This window comes from Rathayibacter caricis DSM 15933, assembly GCF_003044275.1.
GTDB lineage: Bacteria > Actinomycetota > Actinomycetes > Actinomycetales > Microbacteriaceae > Rathayibacter > Rathayibacter caricis.
On the sequence record NZ_PZPL01000001.1, the window covers coordinates 3427623 to 3447232 of the forward strand.

A 19610-nucleotide genomic window follows, 5' to 3' on the forward strand; every position below is an offset into this window, starting at 1 on the left:
GGTCAGGACATACGGAAGGGGCGGACGGCCGAGTGCCGTCCGCCCCTTCCGAGTTCCACTTCTCGACCACAGCCTCCACGGGGTCTCACCACGCCTCGACGGCCGCGTCGACCCTGTGCGCAGCAACGCCGCGGTCTCGTCGTAGCCGTGGGTGGTCAGGCCGCAGCCCGGGTCGATCCGGAGCTGGCGCCGGAACGGACGCGTGGACCCTCGGCCCTCCGGGGGCCACCGGAGGAAGGGCGGTGCCACGCCGTCGAGGAGCGGGACGAGCGTGAGGGAGTACGACGTCGGAGGAGGCGCTCGGCGCTCCGGAGACGACGGAGCGCCCACCTCCCCCCAGCGGGGGAAGCGGGCGCTCGCGTCGTGCGGTCAGGCCTCGACGGCCGCCGCGGGGGCGGCGAACTCGGCGAGCGAGCCCGCCAGGTCCTGGTGGACGAGCGCCTGGACGCGCGTCCCTCCGTCGACGTACTCGGTCGCCAGGATGCGGCCGCTGCGGTGCAGGTGCGACACCACGTCGCCGCGGTCGTAGGGGACGAGCAGGTCGATCTCGACGTCGGGCTCGGGCAGGATCTCGGCGATCCTGGCCTGCAGCTCGTCGATGCCCTCGCCGGTCCGCGCGGAGACGAAGACGGCACCCGGAGCGAGCCCGCGGAGGACGAGGCGCGTGCCCTCGTCGACCAGGTCGGACTTGTTGAAGGCGATGATCTCGGGGATCCCGCGCGCTCCGACCTCGCCGATCACGTCGCGCACGGTCGCGATCTGCCCGGCGGGATCGGGGTGCGAGCCGTCGACGACGTGGACGATGATGTCCGAGTCGGCGACCTCCTCCAGCGTCGAGCGGAACGCCTCGACCAGCTGGTGCGGCAGTGCGCGCACGAAGCCGACCGTGTCGGCGAACGTGTACAGCCGGCCGTCCGCCGTCTGGGCCTTGCGGACGGTCGCGTCCAGCGTCGCGAACAACGAGTTCTCGACGAGGACCCCGGCGTGCGTCATGCGGTTCAGGAGGCTCGACTTGCCCGCGTTGGTGTAGCCGGCGATGGCGACGGAGGGCACGGCGTTCCGCTTGCGGTTCGCGCGCTTCGCCTCGCGGGCGGGCTTCATCGCGGTGATCTGCTTGCGCAGTCGCGCCATGCGCGTGTGGATGCGGCGACGGTCGAGCTCGATCTTCGTCTCACCCGGTCCACGCGAGCCCATACCGGCTCCCGCGCCCACCTGGCCACCGGCCTGGCGCGACATCGACTCACCCCATCCGCGCAGTCGCGGGAGGAGGTACTCGAGCTGAGCGAGCTCGACCTGCGCCTTGCCCTCGCGGCTCTTGGCGTGCTGGCTGAAGATGTCGAGGATCACCGCGGTGCGGTCGATCACCTTCACCTTCACGACGTCCTCGAGTGCGCGACGCTGGCTCGGTGCGAGCTCGGTGTCGGCGACGACCGTGTCGGCTCCGAGGGCTGCGACGACTCCCGCGAGCTCCTGGGCCTTGCCCTTGCCGAGGTAGGTGCTCGGGTCGGGGTGCGGACGCCTCTGCAGCAGCCCGTCGAGGACGGTCGCGCCCGCGGTCTCGGCGAGGGCGGCGAGCTCGTGCAGCGAGTTCTCCGCGTCCTCGAGCGAGCCCTGCGAGTACACGCCGATCAGCACGACGTTCTCGAGGCGGAGCTGCCGGTACTCGACCTCCGTGACGTCCTCGAGCTCGGTGGACAGACCGGCGACGCGTCGCAGGGCCTGGCGGTCGGCACGGTCGAACTGCTCGCCGTCCGAGTCCTCGCCCTCGTGGCCCGAGGTCTGCAGCGCCTGTGCGCCGCCCGCGACGAAGCGCGAGTATCCCGCCGACCGCGACTGCGCGTTCGCCAGGACCCTCGAGACGACGTCCACGGCCTCGGTCGTGTCGGTCTCGTTCAGGTCTTCCGTCATCCGGATAACACTAACTCCTCAGCTGTTGATAAGTTCACTTCCCATGGCCGCCGAGCACTACTTCACGAACACTCCCGACGGCGACATCCGGCCCCGCAGGATCACGGCCCGTCTCGCGGGCCGCGACCTCGAGCTCACCACCGCCGGAGGCGTGTTCAGCCCCGGCCACGTGGATCTGGGAACGCGCGTCCTGCTGGACACCGTCCCCGAGCCTCCCGCCGGCGGGGACCTGCTGGACCTCGGCTGCGGCTGGGGCCCGATCGCCCTCGCGCTCGCCCTCGACGCACCGGACGCCCGGGTGTGGGCGGTCGACGTCAACCAGCGGGCGCTCGAGCTGGTCCGTCGCAACTGCGAGGAACTCGGCGTCACCAATGTCAACGCCGTGCTGCCCGAGGATGTTCCCGACGACGTGCGATTCAGCACGGTCTGGTCCAACCCGCCGATCCGGATCGGCAAGGTCGAGCTCCACGCTCTGCTCGAGCGCTGGCTCCCCCGCCTCGAGACCGGAGCGGACGCCTGGCTCGTCGTGCAGCGCAACCTCGGCTCCGACTCGCTCCAGACCTGGCTGACCGAGACGTTCGCCGATCGCCTGGAGGTGGAGCGCGCCGCCGTCTCCAAGGGCTTCCGCGTGCTGCGGACGACGCGGATCTGACGAGGCCGGCTCAGTCGATCCGGATCGTGCCGGTGTAGACGAGATCGGCCGGCCCCGAGAGACCCACGTGCTCACCCTCCTCCGTGGCGAACATCGACACCCCGAGGGTGCCGCCGGGCACATCGACGCGCCAGGACTGGGGAGCGCGCTCCCCCGCCCAGTAGCGGACCGCCAGGGCCGCTGCAGCGGCACCGGTGCCGCAGCTCAGGGTCTCGCCGCTGCCGCGCTCGTGCACGCGCATCCGGATGCGGCCGATGCCGTCGTGGATGAGCGGCTCCCCCGGCACGACGAACTCGACGTTCGCCCCGTCGACGGGCTCGGGATCGAGCTGCGGGATGTAGGTCAGGTCGGCGGAGTCGAGCTCCTCGTCGTTGCTGAGCGCGACGACGACGTGCGGGTTGCCGAGATCGATGCCGATGCCCGGACGCGCGACCTTGAGCTCCTTCGCGCGGACGAGGGGCTCGCCGCCCGCCAGTCGCCAGCGCCCGAGGTCCACCTGGAACCCCGCTCCGCTGCGGGTGACGTCGCGCACGCCGGCGCGGGTGCCGATCGGCAGCGTGTCACCGGGCTCGAGCCCGGCCAGGCCGCCGGCGAGGAGGAACGCGGCGTAGACCCGGATGCCGTTGCCGCACATCTCGGCGATCGAGCCATCGGCGTTGCGGTAGTCCATGAACCACTCGGCCTCCGGCTCCTCGGACAGCGAGGCGGCCCCCTCGGCGATCGCCTTCGAGCGCACGGCACGGATGAGGCCGTCGGCTCCGACTCCGAAGTGCCGGTCGCAGATCATCGCGATCTGCGCGGGAGTGAGCTCCACCTCGCCGTCCGGGTCGCTGAAGAGCACGAAGTCGTTGCCTGTGCCCTGGCCCTTGGTGAAGTGCAGCTCGATGGTCATGGCGGACAGCCTAGCGAGGGGACCGGCCGCCGAGCTGGGCGGCGTGGATCGCGCGCCCGAGCAGGTCCGGGGCTCCTGACGGGAGCCGATGGGCGTCGCGGTAGCGGCGGAACCAGCTGTTCTGCCGCCGCGCGTACCTCCGCGTCAGCGCCTGCGTGGAGGCGATCGCCTCCTCCTGCGTGGCCTCGCCCGCCCGCTGCGCGAGCGCCTGCGCGTAGCCGATGGCGCGGCTCGCGGTGACGCCGCGCTCGATACCCAGCGGGATCAGCGCGTCGATCTCGTCGAGCATCCCGTCGGCCCACATCCGCTCGACGCGGGCGTCGAGCCGAGGCACGAGCACCTCGCGGGGCGCCTCGAGGAACAGGAGCGCGGCTGGTCGCCACGACTGCGGTTCGTCCGACATCAGCGCGCTGTGCGGCGAGCCGGTCAGCTCGGCGATCTCGAGTGCACGGACGATCCGGCGCAGGTTGTGCGGGCCGATCCGATTGGCCACGTCCGCGTCGATCGCGCGCAACCGCGCGAAGAGCACGGCCGGGCCTTCGCGCTCCGCCGTCTCCTCGAGAGCGCGGCGGACGTCCGGATCGGTGCCGGCGAAGGAGAACTCGAACACGACACTGGACACGTAGAGTCCGGAGCCGCCGACCAGGATCGGCAGGGCTCCGCGCGACAGCACGTCGTCGATGACATGACGCGCCTCGGCCTGATAGCGGGCGACCGACGCCTCCTCCGTCACCTCGAGCACATCGAGCAGGTGGTGCGGGACGCCCCGGCGCTCCTCGGGCGCGAGCTTCGCCGTCCCGATGTCCATGCCGCGGTAGAGCTGCATGGCGTCGGCGTTCACGATCTCGGCCGCGCGGCCGGAGCCGAGCACCCATTCGGCGAGATCGAGGGCGAGCTCGGACTTGCCCGTGCCGGTCGCTCCGACGACGGCGATCACCTCCGGCTCGGGCGGCTCAGCGCTCGCCATCGAGGGCGTCGTAGATCGGAGTCGTGAGCGCCGCGGGGCGCACGCGGAGCGACGGCAGGCCGAGGGACACCCGCGGCGCGGCCCCCGCGGACGTCGGGGGCACTCCGCAGGACTCGGTCTGCGAGCGGTCCCACGCGTCGCCCGCCCGCGTGCGGCGGATGCGCAGCGGCGCTCCGTCCGCGGAGTCCGCCAGGAGGTAGAAGGGTGCCGCACGGGTGATCCGCACCGTGACGACGTCGCCCGGACGCGGCTGCTCCGACCCCGCGGGCACGTCGAAGTGCACCAGGCGGCTGTCTTCCGCGCGGCCGCTGAGCCGGTGGGTCTCGGCGTCGCGACGTCCCTCCCCCGTGGCGACGAGCACGTGCACCTCGCGCCCGACGACAGCGCCGTTCTCCTGCTCGCTGATCGCATCCTGGAGAGCCACCAGTCGCTCGTAGCGCTCCTGGACGACCTCCTTCGGCAACTGGTCGGGCATCGTCGCGGCCGGTGTGCCGGGGCGGATCGAGTACTGGAAGGTGAAGGCGGACGCGAACCGCGCCTCCTCGACGACCCGCAGCGTCTCGGCGAAATCGGCTTCCGTCTCGCCCGGGAAGCCGACGATGATGTCGGTGCTGATCGCCGCGTGCGGGATGCGCGCGCGGACGCGCTCGAGGATCCCGAGGAAGCGCTCGGAACGGTAGGAGCGGCGCATCGCCTTGAGGATCCGGTCGGACCCCGACTGCAACGGCATGTGGAGCTGCGGCATGACCGCGGGGGTCTCGGCCATCGCGTCGATGACGTCGTCGGTGAAGGCCGCGGGGTGCGGGCTCGTGAAGCGGATGCGCTCGAGCCCGTCGATCGTCCCCGCGGCGCGGAGGAGCTTCGAGAACGCCTGCCGGTCGCCGAACTCGACGCCGTACGAGTTCACGTTCTGCCCGAGGAGCGTCACCTCGATCGCGCCGTCATCGACGAGCGCCTGGATCTCGGCGAGGACGTCGCCCGGACGGCGGTCCTTCTCCTTGCCGCGGAGGGACGGGACGATGCAGAAGGTGCAGGTGTTGTTGCAGCCGACCGAGATCGACACCCACCCGCTGTAGGTCGAATCCCGCTTGGTGGGAAGGGTCGACGGGAAGACGTCGAGCGACTCGAGGATCTCGAGCTGCGCCTCGTCGTTGTGCCGCGCGCGCTCGAGCAGGCTGGGGAGCGCGCCCATGTTGTGCGTGCCGAAGACGACGTCGACCCACGGGGCCTTGTCGAGGATGACGTTCTTGTCCTTCTGGGCGAGGCAGCCGCCGACGGCGATCTGCATGCCCTCGTGCCGCCGCTTCACGGAGGCGAGGTGCCCGAGGTTGCCGTAGAGCTTGTTGTCCGCGTTCTCGCGGACCGCGCAGGTGTTGATGACCACCACGTCGGCCTCGGCACCGTCGGCCGGCACGTAGCCGGCCGCCTCGAGGGAGCCGCTCAGGCGCTCGGAGTCGTGCACGTTCATCTGGCAGCCGAAGGTGCGGACCTCGTAGGTCCTCGGACGGCTGCCGGCGGCGGGGACCGGAGCGGGGCTGAGCGTGGTCATGGTCTCGGATTCTACGCGCCGCCCGGAGACCCTCTTGAGCGGCGCGGCGACCGCCCGGGACGGCGGATCAGCGGAAGCGGACGCTCGAGCCGGGCTTGCGCACCGTCTCGCGCACCACGCGCTGCACGAGGGCACCGGAGTAGCCCCGGCGGGCGAGGAAGCCCGTCAACCGCCGCTCGGCGACCTCGTCCGACAGCGATCGCAGGCTCGGGAGGCGCTTCCGCGCGAGCTCCACGGCGGTGCGGTACTCGTCGTCGCCGTCGAGCTCGTCGAGCGCCCTCGCGATCGCGTCGGCATCGAGCTTGCGGGCGCGGAGCTCCTGCATGATCGAGGAGCGCCCGAGCTTCTTCCGCTCGCGCAGCTGCGTGACGAGCTGCTCGGCCATGCGGTGATCGTCGAGGTAGCCGAACCGGGCGAACCGGTCGAGGATCTCGAGCGCGTCCTTCTCGGCGACTCCCTCGGTGTAGAGGCGGGCCTCCACCTCGGCGACAGACAGGCTCTTCCGCGCGAGCCCGCGCACGATGCGATCGGCGATCTGCTCGGGATCGGGCTCCTCCGGGAGCTCCGAGACGTCCTCGTCGGCGTCCCGGAACTCCGGAGTGTCCTCGGAGACCTCGGCGACCGCTGCAGGAACCGCGGAGCGGCGGGCGACGTGCGTGGACAGCTCGGCGATCCGATCCGTCCGCTCGTCGCCCGCCTCGGCGACGGCAGGAGCGGAGACCGACGCCTCCGACTCGCGCTCGCCCTCGGACACCCAGGGCAGGAAGGCGACGGGGCGGCCCGCTCCCGTCGGTCCCTCCGACCCGCTCACCGGACTCAAGCGCCCTTGCGGACGGGCTGCTTGGCGACGGGCTGCTTCGTCTCGATCGCGACCGGAGCGGCGTCCTTCACCGCGTTCGGATCGGCGACCACGCCGAGCTTGATCAGGATGCGCTTCTCGATCTCGGCCGCGATGTCGGGGTTGTCGATGAGGAACTGGCGCGCCTTCTCCTTGCCCTGTCCGAGCTGGTCGCCGTCGTAGGTGTACCAGGCGCCGGACTTGCGGACGATCTCGTGCTCGACACCGAAGTCGATGAGGCTGCCCTCGCGCGAGATGCCGATGCCGTAGAGGATGTCGAACTCGGCCTGCTTGAAGGGCGGGGCCATCTTGTTCTTGACGACCTTGACGCGGGTGCGGTTTCCGACGGCGTCGGTGCCGTCCTTCAGCGTCTCGATGCGGCGGATGTCGAGTCGGACGGAGGCGTAGAACTTGAGCGCCTTGCCGCCCGCGGTGGTCTCGGGGCTTCCGAAGAAGACGCCGATCTTCTCGCGCAGCTGGTTGATGAAGATCATCGTGGTGTTCGTCGTGTTCAGACCACCGGTGAGCTTGCGGAGTGCCTGCGACATGAGTCGCGCCTGGAGGCCGACGTGGGAGTCGCCCATCTCGCCCTCGATCTCGGCGCGGGGCACGAGCGCCGCGACGGAGTCGATGACGATCAGGTCGATTGACCCGGAGCGCACGAGCATGTCGGCGATCTCGAGGGCCTGCTCACCCGTGTCGGGCTGCGAGACGAGGAGGGAGTCGATGTCGACGCCGAGCTTCTTCGCGTACTCCGGGTCGAGCGCGTGCTCGGCGTCGATGAACGCCGCGATGCCGCCGTTGCGCTGGGCGTTGGCGATCGCGTGCAGGGTGAGGGTCGTCTTTCCGGAGGACTCGGGGCCGTAGATCTCGACGATGCGGCCGCGCGGGAGCCCACCGATGCCGAGCGCGACGTCGAGGGCGATGGAGCCCGTCTGGATCACCTCGACGGGGGCGCGCTCATCGCTGCCGAGGCGCATGACGGCGCCCTTGCCGAACTGGCGGTCGATCTGCGCGAGTGCGGTCTCGAGGGACTTCTCGCGGTCTGAGGAACTGGGCATGGCCGTCTCGCTCTCGTGTCGGGGTGGTATCGCCTACAGGCTGTCGCGTCGTGCCGGTGGTGCCGCCGTACGAGTACGACGCCGGCCGGATGCGACAAGGCGGTGAAGCAGGTCCGTTGACTTGTCTCGACGGTATGCCCGACCACCGACATCGGTGGAGGACACGAGCGCCACCGTGGAGACGGCGGCGTTCCTGCTTCTGTGGAGGAGCCTATCTCCGTTCGAACAGGACTTCGATCAACAGGTCACGGCGTGTCGAACACGACTTCGGTCGCCACGCGTCGCCACCGCTCAGCGGCGGCGCTTCGCCGGATCGATCCCGTGCCAGCGCGACTCGGGTACGTCGTTCGCCCGGCAGAGCGCGAGCCACACTTCGCGGGGCTCCGCACCGTCCTTCAGGGCACGGTCGGCCGTGCGGCCGTCGAGCTCGGTGAGGACCAGGTCCGAGACCAGCACGCGCGCGTAGGCCGACCCGAACTCGTCGTCGACCAGCTGCCGGAAGTCGCTCAACCTCATGCCTCCACGCTAACCGCAGGCGCGCCCGGCCGGGAACGCCGAAGGGCGCCCGGGCCGGAGCCCGAGCGCCCTTCGCGTGGAATGGGGGTGGTGGATGATGGGGACGGAGCCGTCTACCGCGTGACGAGATCCGCGTCGAATCCGGCGACCATGTCGGCCGGGATGGTGTCGGGAATGGTGTCGATCCCCTCGATCACGGCGAGCCGGTCTCCGACCTCGCGCATGATGACCGAGATCGGGGTGTCGAGCGCATCGGCGACCGAAGCGAGGATCTCGGAGGACGCCTCCTTCTGACCGCGCTCGACTTCGCTCAGGTATCCCAGAGCGACACTCGCCTTGCTCGCCACCTGGCGGAGCGTGCGACCTTTCTGCAGGCGAAAGTCCCTGAGGACATCGCCGATCTCCTGACGAACTAGAACCACTGGACCCTCCTTCTCCACGTCAACCGCTACTTCGTCCACGGTCTCGTCGAAGGATGCCGGAGCAGGAATCGAAGGGGGTGTGTACGAAGGAACCGGATAGCTGTTCACTACCCGGTTCGTGTGAGTCGACTCTAATACCGGATGACTGGACTTTGCGTGTGAGCGACGTCAGATGTAACCGGGGCGAAACGCATGGCATTCCTTGATCCGGAGCGGATTCCGGAACAGTCAGGAAAGGGATCCGGGAAGTCCTGCGACCGTCTCCTCGGCGAGGGACAGAGCGGCTTCGACGGCGGCGGCGCGGACTGCGGCGCGGTCACCGGCGAACAGGTGCTCGCGCACCGCCTCGACGTCGTCGACCACGACGGCCACGAACACGGTGCCGACCGCGCGGCCCCCTTGCGGATCGGGGCCGGCGACCCCGGTCGTGGCGATGCCCACGGTGCGACCGCCGACCGGGCCCAGACGCTCCGCGACTCCGCGGGCCATCTGCAGGGCGACCTCGGGGTGCACCGGACCCTCGGCGTCGAGCAGGGCCGCGTCGACCCCGAGCAGGAGGTGCTTGAGCTCCGTGGCGTAGCTCACCACTCCCCCGCGGTGCACCGCCGAGGCGCCGGGCACCTCCACGACGGCGGAACTCAGTGCTCCGCCGGTCAGCGACTCCGCGACGGCGAGGAGCAGGCCCCGGGATTCGAGGGCCCGGACCAGGCGCTCGGCGATCACGACCGGCGCGCGGCGCGGCTCTGGCGGGCCGCATCCGCCAGGTAGTCGATACCGGTCGCGACGGTCAGCACGACCGCGGCGGTCATCGTGATGCCGTTCACCCAGTGCACCCACTCGCCCAGCAGGTTCCACAGCGGCAGGAGGGCGAGGGAGAGGGCCACCGACTGGACGATCGTCTTCAGCTTGCCGCCGCGGGACGCGGGGATCACCCGGTCCGAGAGCACGGCCATCCGGAACACCGTGATGCCGATCTCGCGCACGAGCACGACGATGGTGACCCACCACGGCAGCTCGAAGAGGATCGAGAGGCCGACGAGAGCGGCTCCGGTGAGCACCTTGTCGGCGATGGGGTCGAGCAGCTTGCCGAGGTCGGTGACCAGTCCGCGGCTGCGGGCGATGTGCCCGTCGATGCCGTCGGTCGCGATGGCGACGATGAACAGCAGCGCCGCGGCGATGCGCAGACCGCCGTCCGCTCCGGCGTCGGCGAGCAGCATCCAGAAGAACAGCGGAGCCAGCAGGATCCGTACGACCGTGATCGCGTTCGGGAGGTTCCAGTTGCTCACCGGAGCCGCCGAGGCGGAGGCGGGACTGCTCATCGTTCTCCTGCGTTCGTCGTGGTCGTCCGCGTGCCGCGCATCGCTCAGCGGCCGGTCAGCTGCCAGGCGTCGTCGTCCGAGCCCTCGTCGTCGTCGTGGTAGTCGGTCGCCACGGGGCCGGTCGGCTCGGCGAGCGGGTCGGCGTAGGCGTCGGGCGCCACCGCGGAGGGAGCGGCCGGAGCGTCACCGGGCTGGTCCCCGCGCATCCGCGCGAGCACCCCGGGCAGCTGCTCCGCCGTGACGAGCACGTCGCGCGCCTTCGACCCCTCGGAGGGGCCGACGACCTCGCGGGACTCCAGGAGGTCCATCAGGCGGCCCGCCTTCGCGAAGCCGACACGGAGCTTCCGCTGCAGCATCGAGGTGGAGCCGAACTGCGTGCTGACGACCAGCTCGGCCGCCGCGACCAGCAGCTCGAGGTCGTCGCCGATGTCGGAGTCGACCTCCTTGCGCTGCGCCTGCACCGTGATGTCCTGGCGGTACTCGGGCTGCGCCTGCCGCGTGACGTGCTCGACGACCTTGGCGATCTCGTCCTCGCGGACCCAGGCGCCCTGGACGCGCATCGGCTTGTTCGTCCCCATCGGCAGGAAGAGCCCATCGCCCTGGCCGATCAGCTTGTCGGCGCCGGGCTGATCGAGGATGACGCGCGAGTCCGTGACGCTGGTCACCGCGAAGGCCAGACGGCTCGGCACGTTGGCCTTGATCAGACCGGTCACGACGTCGACGCTCGGACGCTGGGTGGCCAGCACGAGGTGGATGCCGGACGCGCGGGCCAGCTGCGTGATGCGGACGATCGAGTCCTCCACATCGCGCGGCGCGACCATCATGAGGTCCGCGAGCTCGTCGACGACGACGAGCAGGTAGGGATAGGGCTTGAGGACCCGGTTGCTGCCGGGCGGCAGGACGATCTCGCCGCCGCGCACAGCCGCGTTGAAGTCGTCGATGTGGCGGTAGCCGAACGACGCGAGGTCGTCGTACCGCATGTCCATCTCCTTCACGACCCACTGCAGCGCCTCGGCCGCCTTCTTGGGGTTCGTGATGATGGGCGTGATCAGGTGCGGGACGCCTCCGTAGATCGTCAGCTCGACGCGCTTGGGGTCGATCAGCACCATGCGGACGTCCTGGGGACGCGCTCGCATCAGGAGGCTGGTGATCATGGAGTTCACGAAGCTGGACTTGCCGGAGCCGGTGGAGCCGGCGACCAGGAGGTGCGGCATCTTCGCGAGGTTCGCCACCACGTAGCCGCCCTCGACGTCCTTGCCGACGCCGATCGTCATCGGGTGGGTCGATGTGGTCGAGGCGGCGGAGCGGAGCACGTCGCCCAGCGAGACGATCTCGCGGTCGGTGTTGGGGATCTCGACGCCGATCGCGCTCTTGCCGGGGATCGGCGAGAGGATGCGGACCTCGTTGCTGGCGACCGCGTAGGACAGGTTCTTGCTCAGCGCGGTGACCCGCTCGACCTTGACGCCCGGACCGAGCTCGATCTCGTAGCGGGTCACGGTGGGGCCGCGCGAGAATCCGGTGACCGTCGCGTCGACGTTGAACTGCTGCAGCACCTCGGTGATCGCGCGGACCATCTCGTCGTTCGCGGCGGAGCGCGCCTTCGACGGGGTGCCCGTGGAGAGCGCCGCGGCGGACGGCAGGCGGTAGGGGGCGTCCTCCTCGAACGAGGAGTCGAAACCGGCCGTCGAATCGTCGGCGGGCACGGGAGCGATGGGGCCGGTGCCGATCGCGGCCGGGACAGGCACGACCGGTGACACGTCGAGGTCGTCGAGGTGGATGACCCCGGTCGCGTCGTCGTCGATGACTCCGACCGGAGTGGTCGCGGCTCCGGAGCGCTCGAAGCGCTCGAGCGCGGCCTCGGCGTTCTCGGCGTCGGAGAGCACCTGCGTCTCGTAGGCCCGCGTCGGCGGATCGGACGGCTCGTCGTGCTCCTCGAGGGCGGTGTCGAACCCCTTCGTGCGGGAGCGGCCCCGACGGCCCTTCGGCTCGTCGATGACCTCCGTGAGCGAGTCGATGGGGAGCTCCGTCTGCACGGTGGGCTCGTCCTCGCGACCGGATTCGGTGCGGCGCCACCAGGGCAGCTCGCCGCCCTCCTCCTGCTCCTCGGAGGACTCGGCCTCGGCCTTGGCGGCCTTGGCCGCCGCCTTCTCGGCCTTCAGGCGCGCGCGCTCCTCGTCGTCGAGGACGGGGGCGCCGAACAGGTAGGAGTAGAGGTCGCGGAATCGCGCCCCGATGCGGTTCGGCGGCGTCTTGGTGATGATGAAGAGCGAGAGCAGGATGACCGCGGAGAGGATCACGGTCGCGCCGGGGACCTGGGCGATCGCGACGAGCGGCGCTCCGACCAGCCAGCCGAGCACGCCGCCGGCGGCCGCCATGGGGAGGATCCCGTCGCCGGGGTACGGCGTGCCGAGGTGCGCGTGGCAGATGCCCGCGGAGGCGATGAGCAGGAACGACAGGCCCACGCCGATCCGGCCGTTGTCGTCGACGGAGCTCGGGTGCCGGAAGAGCCACAGCGCGAACAGCACGAGCACGACCGGGAGCACGTAGGCGACCCGTCCGAAGAGGGCGCCGAAGCTCCAGGCGTCGAGGATCGCGGCGACGGGATCACCCGCGAGGAACCACTCGACCACCGCGCCGGTGACGCCCAGCAGCACCAGGAGGAAAGGGACGCCGTCGCGGCGCTCCTCCTTCGCGAGCCGCTCGGGGCCCAGCGCGCGCGCGGCTCCGCCGACGACGTGCGCCAGCGTCATCCACAGGCGGACCAGGACGTTCGTGCGCGGGGTGGAGTCGAAGGCGACCGTGGCCTTCGTCTCGGCCGCTCCCCGCCCCGAGCCCCGTCCGGATCGCGGGGCGCCGGAGCGCGCGGAGCCGCTCCCCCGCCCGCGGGAGGTGGTCTTGGTACTGGTCGCCATGAGGCCACCGTACCCGCCGCCCCCGTCATCGCCGGGGACCCGCGCCGGGACCGGTGCCGTCAGCGGAGGGTGACGACCATCGTCTCCGCATCGCCGCGGTCGTCCACCGCGGTGAAGCCCTCGCTCCGGTAGAGCCGGCGGGCGAAGTTGTCGGTGGCCACGTTCAGGGACACCCGCGCGTAGCCGGCGGCGCGCGCCTGGTCGAGCGCGGCCTTCAGCAGGGCGCGGCCGACTCCCTGGGCGCGCCAGACCGGACGCACGCCGAGCGTCAGCTCCGGCACTCCCGGTGCGACGAAGCCGCGACCCGGCACGGCCGACGTGAACAGCCGCGTCCAGCAGGCGCCGATCCGCTCGCCCTCGGACGTCTCGGCGACCGAGCCGAGATCGCCCGGTCGCGGCCAGCCGGCGACGTAGCGACGCGTGGACTCCTCCTCGAGGACGTCGATCCGCGTGCGCGCAGTCGTCCAGTTCCAGTTGGCCGCCTCGACGAGCATGTCCGCGAGGAAGGGCGCGTCCTCGCTCCGGGCGGTGCGGATCGTGTGGTCCACGTGCGGCCTCCTGGCTGCTCGAACGGCGGTCCCCCGCGGACGGTGCGCACTCCCCCCGGGTGCTGGACGGCGGACGGAGGAGGCGAGGCCGCCTCCGTCCGGACGGGTCAGGCCTCGATGACGAGCGGGACGATCATCGGACGGCGGCGGTAGCTCGTGTTCACCCAGCGCCCGACGACGCGGCGGATGGTCTGCGAGAGCGCGTGCTGGTCGTTCACTCCGCTCTGCACCGCCTCCTCGAGCGCCTTCGCGATGCGCGGCTTGACCTCGTCGAAGACGCGGTCGTCCTCGGCGAAGCCCTTCGCATGGATCTCGGGACCGACCACGATGCGACCGGTGCCGGCCTCCACCACGACGATGATCGAGATGAAGCCCTCCTCGCTCAGGATGCGGCGGTCCTTCAGATCGGCGTCGGTGATCTCGCCGACGGTCGAGCCGTCGACGTAGACGAAGCCGAGGTCGAGCTGCCCGACCACCGAGACCTTCCCGTCGAGCAGGTCGATCACGGTGCCGTCCTCGGCGATGATCGTGTTCTCCTCCGGGATGCCCGTGTCGCGCGCCAGCTTCGCGTTCGCGACCAGATGGCGGTACTCGCCGTGGACCGGCATCACGTTCAGCGGCTTGAGGATGTTGTAGCAGTAGATCAACTCGCCGGCGGCGGCGTGGCCCGAGACGTGCACCTTGGCGTTGCCCTTGTGCACGACGGTCGCCCCGAGCTTGGTGAGTCCGTTGATCACGCGGTAGACGGCGTTCTCGTTGCCCGGGATGAGGCTCGACGCGAGGATGACGGTGTCGCCCTCGCCCGGCTGGATCTGGTGGTCGAGGTTGGCCATGCGGCTGAGCACCGCCATCGGCTCGCCCTGCGATCCGGTGGACATGTAGACGATGCGGTCCTCGGGCACGTCGCCGGCCTTCTTGACGTCGATGAGCACGCCCTGCGGGACCTTCAAATAGCCCAGGTCGGCGGCGATGCCCATGTTGCGGACCATGGAGCGGCCGAGCAGCGCCACGCGGCGGCCGGTGGCGTGCGCGGCGTCGAGCACCTGCTGCACGCGGTGCACATGGCTCGAGAAGCTCGCGACGATGACCCGCCGGGTCGCCTTCGCCATCACGCTCTCGATGACGGGGCCGATGTCGCGCTCGTTTGGCGTGAATCCGGGCACGTCGGCGTTCGTGGAGTCGACCAGGAACAGATCGATGCCCTCCTCGCCCAGACGGGCGAACGCGCGCAGGTCGGTGATCCGGCCGTCCAGCGGCAGCTGGTCCATCTTGAAGTCGCCCGTGTGCAGCACCGAGCCGGCGTCCGTGATGATCGCGACGGCGAGCGCATCCGGGATCGAGTGATTCACCGCCACGAACTCGAGCTCGAACGGCCCGAGGTTCTCGACGTCCCCCTCCTTCACGGCCAGCGTGTACGGCTTGATGCGGTGCTCCTTCAGCTTCGCCTCGACGAGGGCGAGCGTCAGGGTCGAGCCGATCAGGGGCAGGTCGCGCTTGAGCTTGAGCAGGTACGGGACGGCCCCGATGTGGTCCTCGTGGCCGTGGGTGAGCACGACGCCCACGACGTCGTCGAGGCGGTCCTTGATCGGGCCGAAGTCGGGGAGGATCAGGTCGACGCCCGGCTGGTTCTCCTCCGGGAAGAGCACGCCGCAGTCGACGATCAGGATCTTGCCGTCGATCTCGAAGATCGTCATGTTGCGGCCGATCTCGCCGAGACCGCCCAGAGGGATGATGCGCAGGGTCCCGGCCGCGAGCGTCGGCGGGATGATCACGGGACTGGGCATGCGTGCTCCTGTTCGTTCGTCTCCCGCCGGGCGCTGCCGCTCGAGCGGTGTCAGCGGGTGGTGCCGGCGACCTTCGGCAGTGCGCCGCCCGCGGCCGCGTTGCGGTCGGGACGGAAGTTGCGGAAGTCGACGCCCGGGATGTCGCGGACGAGACCGAGCTCGTCCTCGATCAACGCAGCCTCCGACTCCTCCGGACCGACCAGCGGCAGCCGGACGCGCGGCGACGAGATGCGCCCGAGGCCGTGCAGGATGTACTTCACCGCGACGGTGCCGGGCACGTGCGTCATGAGGGCGCGGACCAGGGGCTCGAGCTGCTGGTGCGCGAGGGTCGCGGCGCGCAGGTCGCCGGCGTTCACGGCGTCGACGATCGTGCGGTAGGGCGCGGACGCGACGTTGGCGGTCACTCCGATGAGCCCGGTGGCGCCGATCGCGAGCTCGGGGAGCACGTTGGCGTCGTCGCCGCAGAAGTACATGAGATCGGTCTGGTTCAGGACCCGGCTCACCTCGGACAGATCGCCCTTGGCGTCCTTCACGGCGAGGATGTTCGGGTGCTTGGCCGCGCGCAGGATCGTCTCGTAGCGGATGGGGACGCCGGTGCGGCCCGGGATGTCGTAGAGGATGACGGGCAGATCCGTGGCGTCCGCAATCATCCGGAAGTGCGTGAGGATGCCCGCCTGCGTGGGCTTGTTGTAGTACGGCGTGACGATCATGTTGCCGTCGGCGCCGGCCTTCTCGCTCTGCCGCGCGAGCTGCATCGCGTGCGCGGTCTCGTTCGAGCCTCCGCCCGTGATGATCTTGGCGCGACCCGCCGCGACCGACTTGCCGACCTCGACGAGACGGATCTTCTCGGGGTCGGTGAGCGTGCTCGTCTCTCCCGTCGTGCCGGTGACGACGATGCCGTCGGCGCCCGCCGCGATGCAGTCGTCGATGTGCTTCTCGACGCCGGGCCAATCGACCTCGCCGTCGGCGGTGAACGGGGTGACCAGGGCGACCAGGACCTGGCCGAAAGGATTCTCCGGAGTTGACACGAGGCCAGGGTAGCGGGTCGGCGGCGGCGCGCCGGAGGCGGGGGCCGAAGGATCCGGAGGGTCGCTGGGCGCGGGAGGGGACGGTGCGATCTGCAGGGGATCGTGCCATCTGCAGGGGATCGGCGGAGGAAGGCGTATTCCTCCGCTCCGCCCCGCCCTGACGGCGAGGATCCCCTGCAGACCGTTCACTCGTGCTCCGGAGGGAGGAACGCTCGGCAGCTCTCAGCTGCGCCAGTGGTCGCCGCGCGAGAGCGCCGCGACGATGTCCGCCTCCGCGAGGTCCCAGCCGTCGTCGATCAGGGACGTGCGCAGGCGGTGGATCCGGTATCCGAGGGAGCCGAGAGCCGCATCCCTGCGGTTGTCGCTGTCCGCATCGTGGAAGGCCGCGCCGTCCGCTTCGAGCACGAGGACCTCGCCGATCACGAAGTCGACACGGCGTCCGCCGATCCGGACCTGCTGGCGGAACACGATGCCCAGGCGGCGGAGCCGGAAGGCCACCTGCGACTCGAGTCCGCTCTCGGAGAGAGCGCCGGCCCACTCGAGGAGAGCCCGCACCGGAAGCGGCAGGCGCGCGAGGATCCGCGCCTTGCCCGCCGGGCCGAGCCGTCGGTGGTGGAGTGCGGACTCGAGCAGCACGAACGCCGCCTCCGCGCCGAGACACGACGCGGCGGTGACGATGCAGTCCTCGAGGGACTGGACGAGCGCGCGCGGAGGCGGTGCCGACAGGGACCAGTGCACGTGGACGTCCGGATCCGCGAGCAGCCGTCGCGCGTACTGCTCGCGATCGCGTAAGCGGGAGGCGTGCTCGGGGACGGCGACGTGGAGACCGCGGAAGCGAGGGACCCAGAGGCCGTGGGAGACCGCGGCATCGGCGCAGGCGAGCACTCCGCCCACGCGGAACGCCTGCTCCACTCGCCCGTCGAGGCCCGGAAGGCTGTACCAGCCCTTCCGGATGCGGACGAGTGAGCCCGCGACGACCGCATCACGCAGTTGGCGCGGTGTCGTTCCCTCCCGGAGGAACTGCTCGGTCTTCACCACCCCGCCGGAGCGGAGCACTGTCGTCGAGGAGGGGGGCACGGGGACAGTCTCGGGACCTCGACCCGGTGCTATGAGGAGACGGCGGCCTTCTGGGGATGGGCGTGCACGACCGCGACGTGGGGAGGGAGGACGGCGACGTCTTGAGCGCACGATCTGCAGGGGATTCGCGCCCGCCCGGACCGGGAGGAGCGGTGGAAAGCCCATTCCTCCGCGGAATACCTGCAGATCGCGCGAGTACCTGCAGAGCGCGCGAGTACCTGCAGAGCGTGCGGGTACCTGCAGAGCGTGCGGGTGCCTGCAGAGCGCGCGGTGGGACGGAGTGGGGCGCGGACCGGCGGCCGGAGGGGCTAGGGGGCGACGCGGCCGTTGGCGTTGAAGGCGGCGTAGGTGAGGGGCATGAGCTCCTCGAAGCGCTGCTCCATCTGCTCGGCGGCCATCTCGATCTCGCGCTGCGGGAAGGACGGGAAGGTCGAGTCCTCGCGCTTGGTGCGCAGCGACACGAAGTTCATCAGCGAGCGGGCGTTCAGCGTCACGTACATCGACGAGTAGATGTTCAGCGGCAGGACGATGCGGGCGACCTCGCGCGCGACGCCCTCGCCGAGCATCCGCTGGTACGCCTCGAAGGCCTGCGTGCTGGCGCGGCGGGTCTCGGCGACGACGAGCTCGGTCTGCTCCGGCGTGCCGGGCTCGAAGGAGTAGGCGCCGGGCTTGCCGACCTGGACGAGGTTCCGCTGGGGGCCGGGCACGTAGAAGACGGGGCGCAGCTCGCGGTAGCGGCCCGACTCCTCGTTGTAGGAGGCGATGCGGTGCCGCATGAACTCGCGGAAGACGAAGATGGGCGCCTGCACGTAGAAGGTCATCGAGTTGTGCTCGAAGGGCGAGCCGTGGCGGTCGCGCATCAGGTAGTTGATGAGGCCGCGGTCGCGCTTGCGCTGCAGCTCGGCGTCGGCCTCGTCGGCGTCGTCGAGCGCTCCGGCGAGGGTCTGCTCGCCCTGGGTCGAGACCCGGGCGGCGAAGAGCACGTCGGAGTCGTGGGCGCTGGAGCGGACGAGCTCCACGACGACATCGGATCGGAACTCGATCGACGGTCCGGTCTCGGGGGGATTCGGCTCGTTCTTCTGCTCGGTCACCGGATCACGATAGAGCACGCCCGGTCCGGCCGCCCGGGCCGTGCGGATCGACATCTCGCGCAATGAACGGACGTGCACGCACGGTTCGCGCCTAGCCTTCCTCCGTGGACCCTCTTCTGATCGCCGTGCTGCTGGCCGGACTCGTCGCCCTCGCGACGGGCCTCGGTCTCGTGTACCGGCGCTCGCTCGGCCGCGTCCGCGCGCGGCCGACGCAATCGGGCGAGCGGATCGATCCCGCGGGGCTCGTCCCCGGCGCGGCGCTGGGCCGGACGGCGACGATCGTGCAGTTCTCGACCGAGTACTGCACCCGCTGCCCGGCCGTCCACCGCATGCTCGACGGCCTCGCCCGCGACCGCGACGGCGTCGAGCACCTCGACGTCGACCTCACCCACCGCGCCGACCTCGCCGACCGGTTCCGTGTACTGCAGACGCCCACCCTGCTCGTCCTGGACCGCGACGGGATCCCGCGCAGCCGCATCGCGGGCGCCCCGGCGCGCAGCGTCGTGCTGGACGAGCTCGACCGACTCCTGGAGACCCCGTGACCACTCCCACCCCCGCGAACCGCGTCGATCCGCGCGGACCGCGCTTCGCCGCCTCCGTCACCGCCCTCCTCCTGCTCGTCGCGGTGGGGCTCTCGCTCCCGGCGCCGGCCCGTGCCGATCTGCCGGGCCGCCTGGCGCAGCCCGGGTTCCTCGCGCTCGTGCTGATCGCCGCTCTCTTCGCCTGGTCCGCCGCGCGAGGGGTGGGCGCCGGGCCCTGGGCCGTCGTCTTCCGCCGTCTGGTGCGGCCGCGCCTCGCTCCTGCGACCGAGTGGGAGGACGCCCGACCGCCGCGCTTCGCCCAGCTCGTCGGACTCGCGGTGACCGCCGTCGGCGTCGTGCTGCACCTCGCGGGCGTGCCGTACGCGGTGCCGGTCGCCGGGTCGCTGGCGTTCCTCGCCGCGTTCCTCAACGCGGTGTTCGGCCTGTGCCTGGGCTGCGAGCTCTACCTGCTGCTGGTTCGCGCCGGGGTGCTCGGGCGCTCGGCGGCCTCACGGGCGTGAGGCT

General features: G+C 70.9%; 19 protein-coding genes. 3 read left to right on the forward strand and 16 right to left on the reverse strand.

Translation table 11 applies throughout. The features are described from left to right. Positions 1 to 369 precede the first annotated feature (369 nt). Complete coding sequence (gene hflX / locus C1I63_RS16010; protein ID WP_107575404.1) at positions 370 to 1908, reverse strand: GTPase HflX; 1539 nt, start codon at positions 1906 to 1908, stop codon at positions 370 to 372. A 43-nt stretch (positions 1909 to 1951) separates the two neighbouring features. On the opposite strand from hflX, the gene C1I63_RS16015 reads away from it, so the two are divergent. Further along, positions 1952 to 2560 (forward strand): class I SAM-dependent methyltransferase, encoded by a 609-nt coding sequence (locus C1I63_RS16015; RefSeq protein ID WP_107575405.1) that lies wholly within the window; start codon positions 1952 to 1954, stop codon positions 2558 to 2560. A 10-nt stretch (positions 2561 to 2570) separates the two neighbouring features. Here the strand turns inward: C1I63_RS16015 and dapF are convergent, their stop codons facing one another. The 15 genes from dapF to thyX form a co-directional block, all read right to left on the reverse strand. Then, the gene (gene dapF, locus C1I63_RS16020; protein ID WP_107575406.1) at positions 2571 to 3452 is read right to left on the reverse strand and encodes a diaminopimelate epimerase; all 882 of its coding nucleotides are present in this window, start codon (positions 3450 to 3452) and stop codon (positions 2571 to 2573) included. A gap of 10 nt (positions 3453 to 3462) precedes the next feature. Further along, the gene (gene miaA, locus C1I63_RS16025) at positions 3463 to 4419 is read right to left on the reverse strand and encodes a tRNA (adenosine(37)-N6)-dimethylallyltransferase MiaA (RefSeq protein WP_107575407.1); all 957 of its coding nucleotides are present in this window, start codon (positions 4417 to 4419) and stop codon (positions 3463 to 3465) included. Further along, on the reverse strand, positions 4406 to 5968 hold the full coding sequence (miaB, locus tag C1I63_RS16030; protein WP_107575408.1) for a tRNA (N6-isopentenyl adenosine(37)-C2)-methylthiotransferase MiaB: 1563 nt from the start codon (positions 5966 to 5968) through the stop codon (positions 4406 to 4408). The genes miaA and miaB overlap by 14 nt, the downstream gene beginning before the upstream one ends. Positions 5969 to 6035: 67 nt before the next feature. Further along, on the reverse strand, positions 6036 to 6779 hold the full coding sequence (locus C1I63_RS16035; RefSeq protein ID WP_170116400.1) for a regulatory protein RecX: 744 nt from the start codon (positions 6777 to 6779) through the stop codon (positions 6036 to 6038). A 5-nt stretch (positions 6780 to 6784) separates the two neighbouring features. Further along, the gene (gene recA / locus C1I63_RS16040; RefSeq protein WP_055793336.1) at positions 6785 to 7867 is read right to left on the reverse strand and encodes a recombinase RecA; all 1083 of its coding nucleotides are present in this window, start codon (positions 7865 to 7867) and stop codon (positions 6785 to 6787) included. A gap of 291 nt (positions 7868 to 8158) precedes the next feature. Further along, positions 8159 to 8383 carry a DUF3046 domain-containing protein gene (locus C1I63_RS16045; protein WP_055793340.1) on the reverse strand — a complete coding sequence of 75 codons (225 nt, stop codon included), beginning with the start codon at positions 8381 to 8383 and terminating at the stop codon, positions 8159 to 8161. Positions 8384 to 8496: 113 nt separating this feature from the next. After that, positions 8497 to 8805, reverse strand: a complete 309-nt coding sequence (locus tag C1I63_RS16050; protein WP_055793878.1) for a helix-turn-helix domain-containing protein — start codon at positions 8803 to 8805, stop codon at positions 8497 to 8499. Positions 8806 to 9033: 228 nt separating this feature from the next. Continuing rightward, entirely contained in the window at positions 9034 to 9528 is a 495-nt protein-coding gene (locus tag C1I63_RS16055) for a CinA family protein (protein WP_244907110.1), read from the reverse strand. After that, a complete protein-coding gene (gene pgsA, locus C1I63_RS16060; protein ID WP_107575410.1) occupies positions 9525 to 10124 on the reverse strand; it encodes a CDP-diacylglycerol--glycerol-3-phosphate 3-phosphatidyltransferase in 600 nt (199 codons plus the stop codon). The genes C1I63_RS16055 and pgsA overlap by 4 nt, the downstream gene beginning before the upstream one ends. 44 nt (positions 10125 to 10168) lie before the next feature. Then, the gene (locus C1I63_RS16065; RefSeq protein ID WP_107575411.1) at positions 10169 to 13036 is read right to left on the reverse strand and encodes an FtsK/SpoIIIE family DNA translocase; all 2868 of its coding nucleotides are present in this window, start codon (positions 13034 to 13036) and stop codon (positions 10169 to 10171) included. A 59-nt stretch (positions 13037 to 13095) separates the two neighbouring features. Next, positions 13096 to 13584 (reverse strand): GNAT family N-acetyltransferase, encoded by a 489-nt coding sequence (locus C1I63_RS16070; RefSeq protein WP_308197590.1) that lies wholly within the window; start codon positions 13582 to 13584, stop codon positions 13096 to 13098. 107 nt (positions 13585 to 13691) lie between these two features. Next, a complete protein-coding gene (locus C1I63_RS16075) occupies positions 13692 to 15368 on the reverse strand; it encodes a ribonuclease J (RefSeq protein ID WP_107575412.1) in 1677 nt (558 codons plus the stop codon). Between the two features lie 50 nt (positions 15369 to 15418). Continuing rightward, on the reverse strand, positions 15419 to 16396 hold the full coding sequence (gene dapA / locus C1I63_RS16080; protein ID WP_055793351.1) for a 4-hydroxy-tetrahydrodipicolinate synthase: 978 nt from the start codon (positions 16394 to 16396) through the stop codon (positions 15419 to 15421). Positions 16397 to 16618: 222 nt separating this feature from the next. Next, entirely contained in the window at positions 16619 to 17473 is an 855-nt protein-coding gene (locus tag C1I63_RS16085; protein WP_146168475.1) for a type IV toxin-antitoxin system AbiEi family antitoxin domain-containing protein, read from the reverse strand. Between the two features lie 308 nt (positions 17474 to 17781). Further along, entirely contained in the window at positions 17782 to 18618 is an 837-nt protein-coding gene (gene thyX / locus C1I63_RS16090; RefSeq protein WP_107575914.1) for an FAD-dependent thymidylate synthase, read from the reverse strand. Positions 18619 to 18668: 50 nt separating this feature from the next. Between thyX and C1I63_RS16095 the strand changes: the two genes are divergently transcribed. Beyond that, positions 18669 to 19106 (forward strand): thioredoxin family protein, encoded by a 438-nt coding sequence (locus tag C1I63_RS16095; protein WP_107575414.1) that lies wholly within the window; start codon positions 18669 to 18671, stop codon positions 19104 to 19106. Then, positions 19103 to 19606: a DUF4395 domain-containing protein gene (locus C1I63_RS16100; protein ID WP_107575415.1), complete on the forward strand. Its 504-nt coding sequence runs from the start codon at positions 19103 to 19105 to the stop codon at positions 19604 to 19606. The genes C1I63_RS16095 and C1I63_RS16100 overlap by 4 nt, the downstream gene beginning before the upstream one ends. Positions 19607 to 19610 lie beyond the last annotated feature (4 nt).

Excerpts from the sequence above, each read along its gene's own strand:
- miaB (WP_107575408.1), bottom strand. The coding sequence starts at position 5,968 with ATGACCACGCTCAGCCCCGCTCCGGTCCCCGCCGCCGGCAGCCGTCCG.
- pgsA (WP_107575410.1), bottom strand. The coding sequence starts at position 10,124 with ATGAGCAGTCCCGCCTCCGCCTCGGCGGCTCCGGTGAGCAACTGGAAC.
- C1I63_RS16065 (WP_107575411.1), bottom strand. The coding sequence starts at position 13,036 with ATGGCGACCAGTACCAAGACCACCTCCCGCGGGCGGGGGAGCGGCTCC.
- dapF (WP_107575406.1), bottom strand. The coding sequence starts at position 3,452 with ATGACCATCGAGCTGCACTTCACCAAGGGCCAGGGCACAGGCAACGAC.
- C1I63_RS16015 (WP_107575405.1), top strand. The coding sequence starts at position 1,952 with ATGGCCGCCGAGCACTACTTCACGAACACTCCCGACGGCGACATCCGG.
- C1I63_RS16045 (WP_055793340.1), bottom strand. The coding sequence starts at position 8,383 with ATGAGGTTGAGCGACTTCCGGCAGCTGGTCGACGACGAGTTCGGGTCG.
- miaA (WP_107575407.1), bottom strand. The coding sequence starts at position 4,419 with ATGGCGAGCGCTGAGCCGCCCGAGCCGGAGGTGATCGCCGTCGTCGGA.
- thyX (WP_107575914.1), bottom strand. The coding sequence starts at position 18,618 with ATGTCGATCCGCACGGCCCGGGCGGCCGGACCGGGCGTGCTCTATCGT.
- recA (WP_055793336.1), bottom strand. The coding sequence starts at position 7,867 with ATGCCCAGTTCCTCAGACCGCGAGAAGTCCCTCGAGACCGCACTCGCG.
- hflX (WP_107575404.1), bottom strand. The coding sequence starts at position 1,908 with ATGACGGAAGACCTGAACGAGACCGACACGACCGAGGCCGTGGACGTC.
- C1I63_RS16075 (WP_107575412.1), bottom strand. The coding sequence starts at position 15,368 with ATGCCCAGTCCCGTGATCATCCCGCCGACGCTCGCGGCCGGGACCCTG.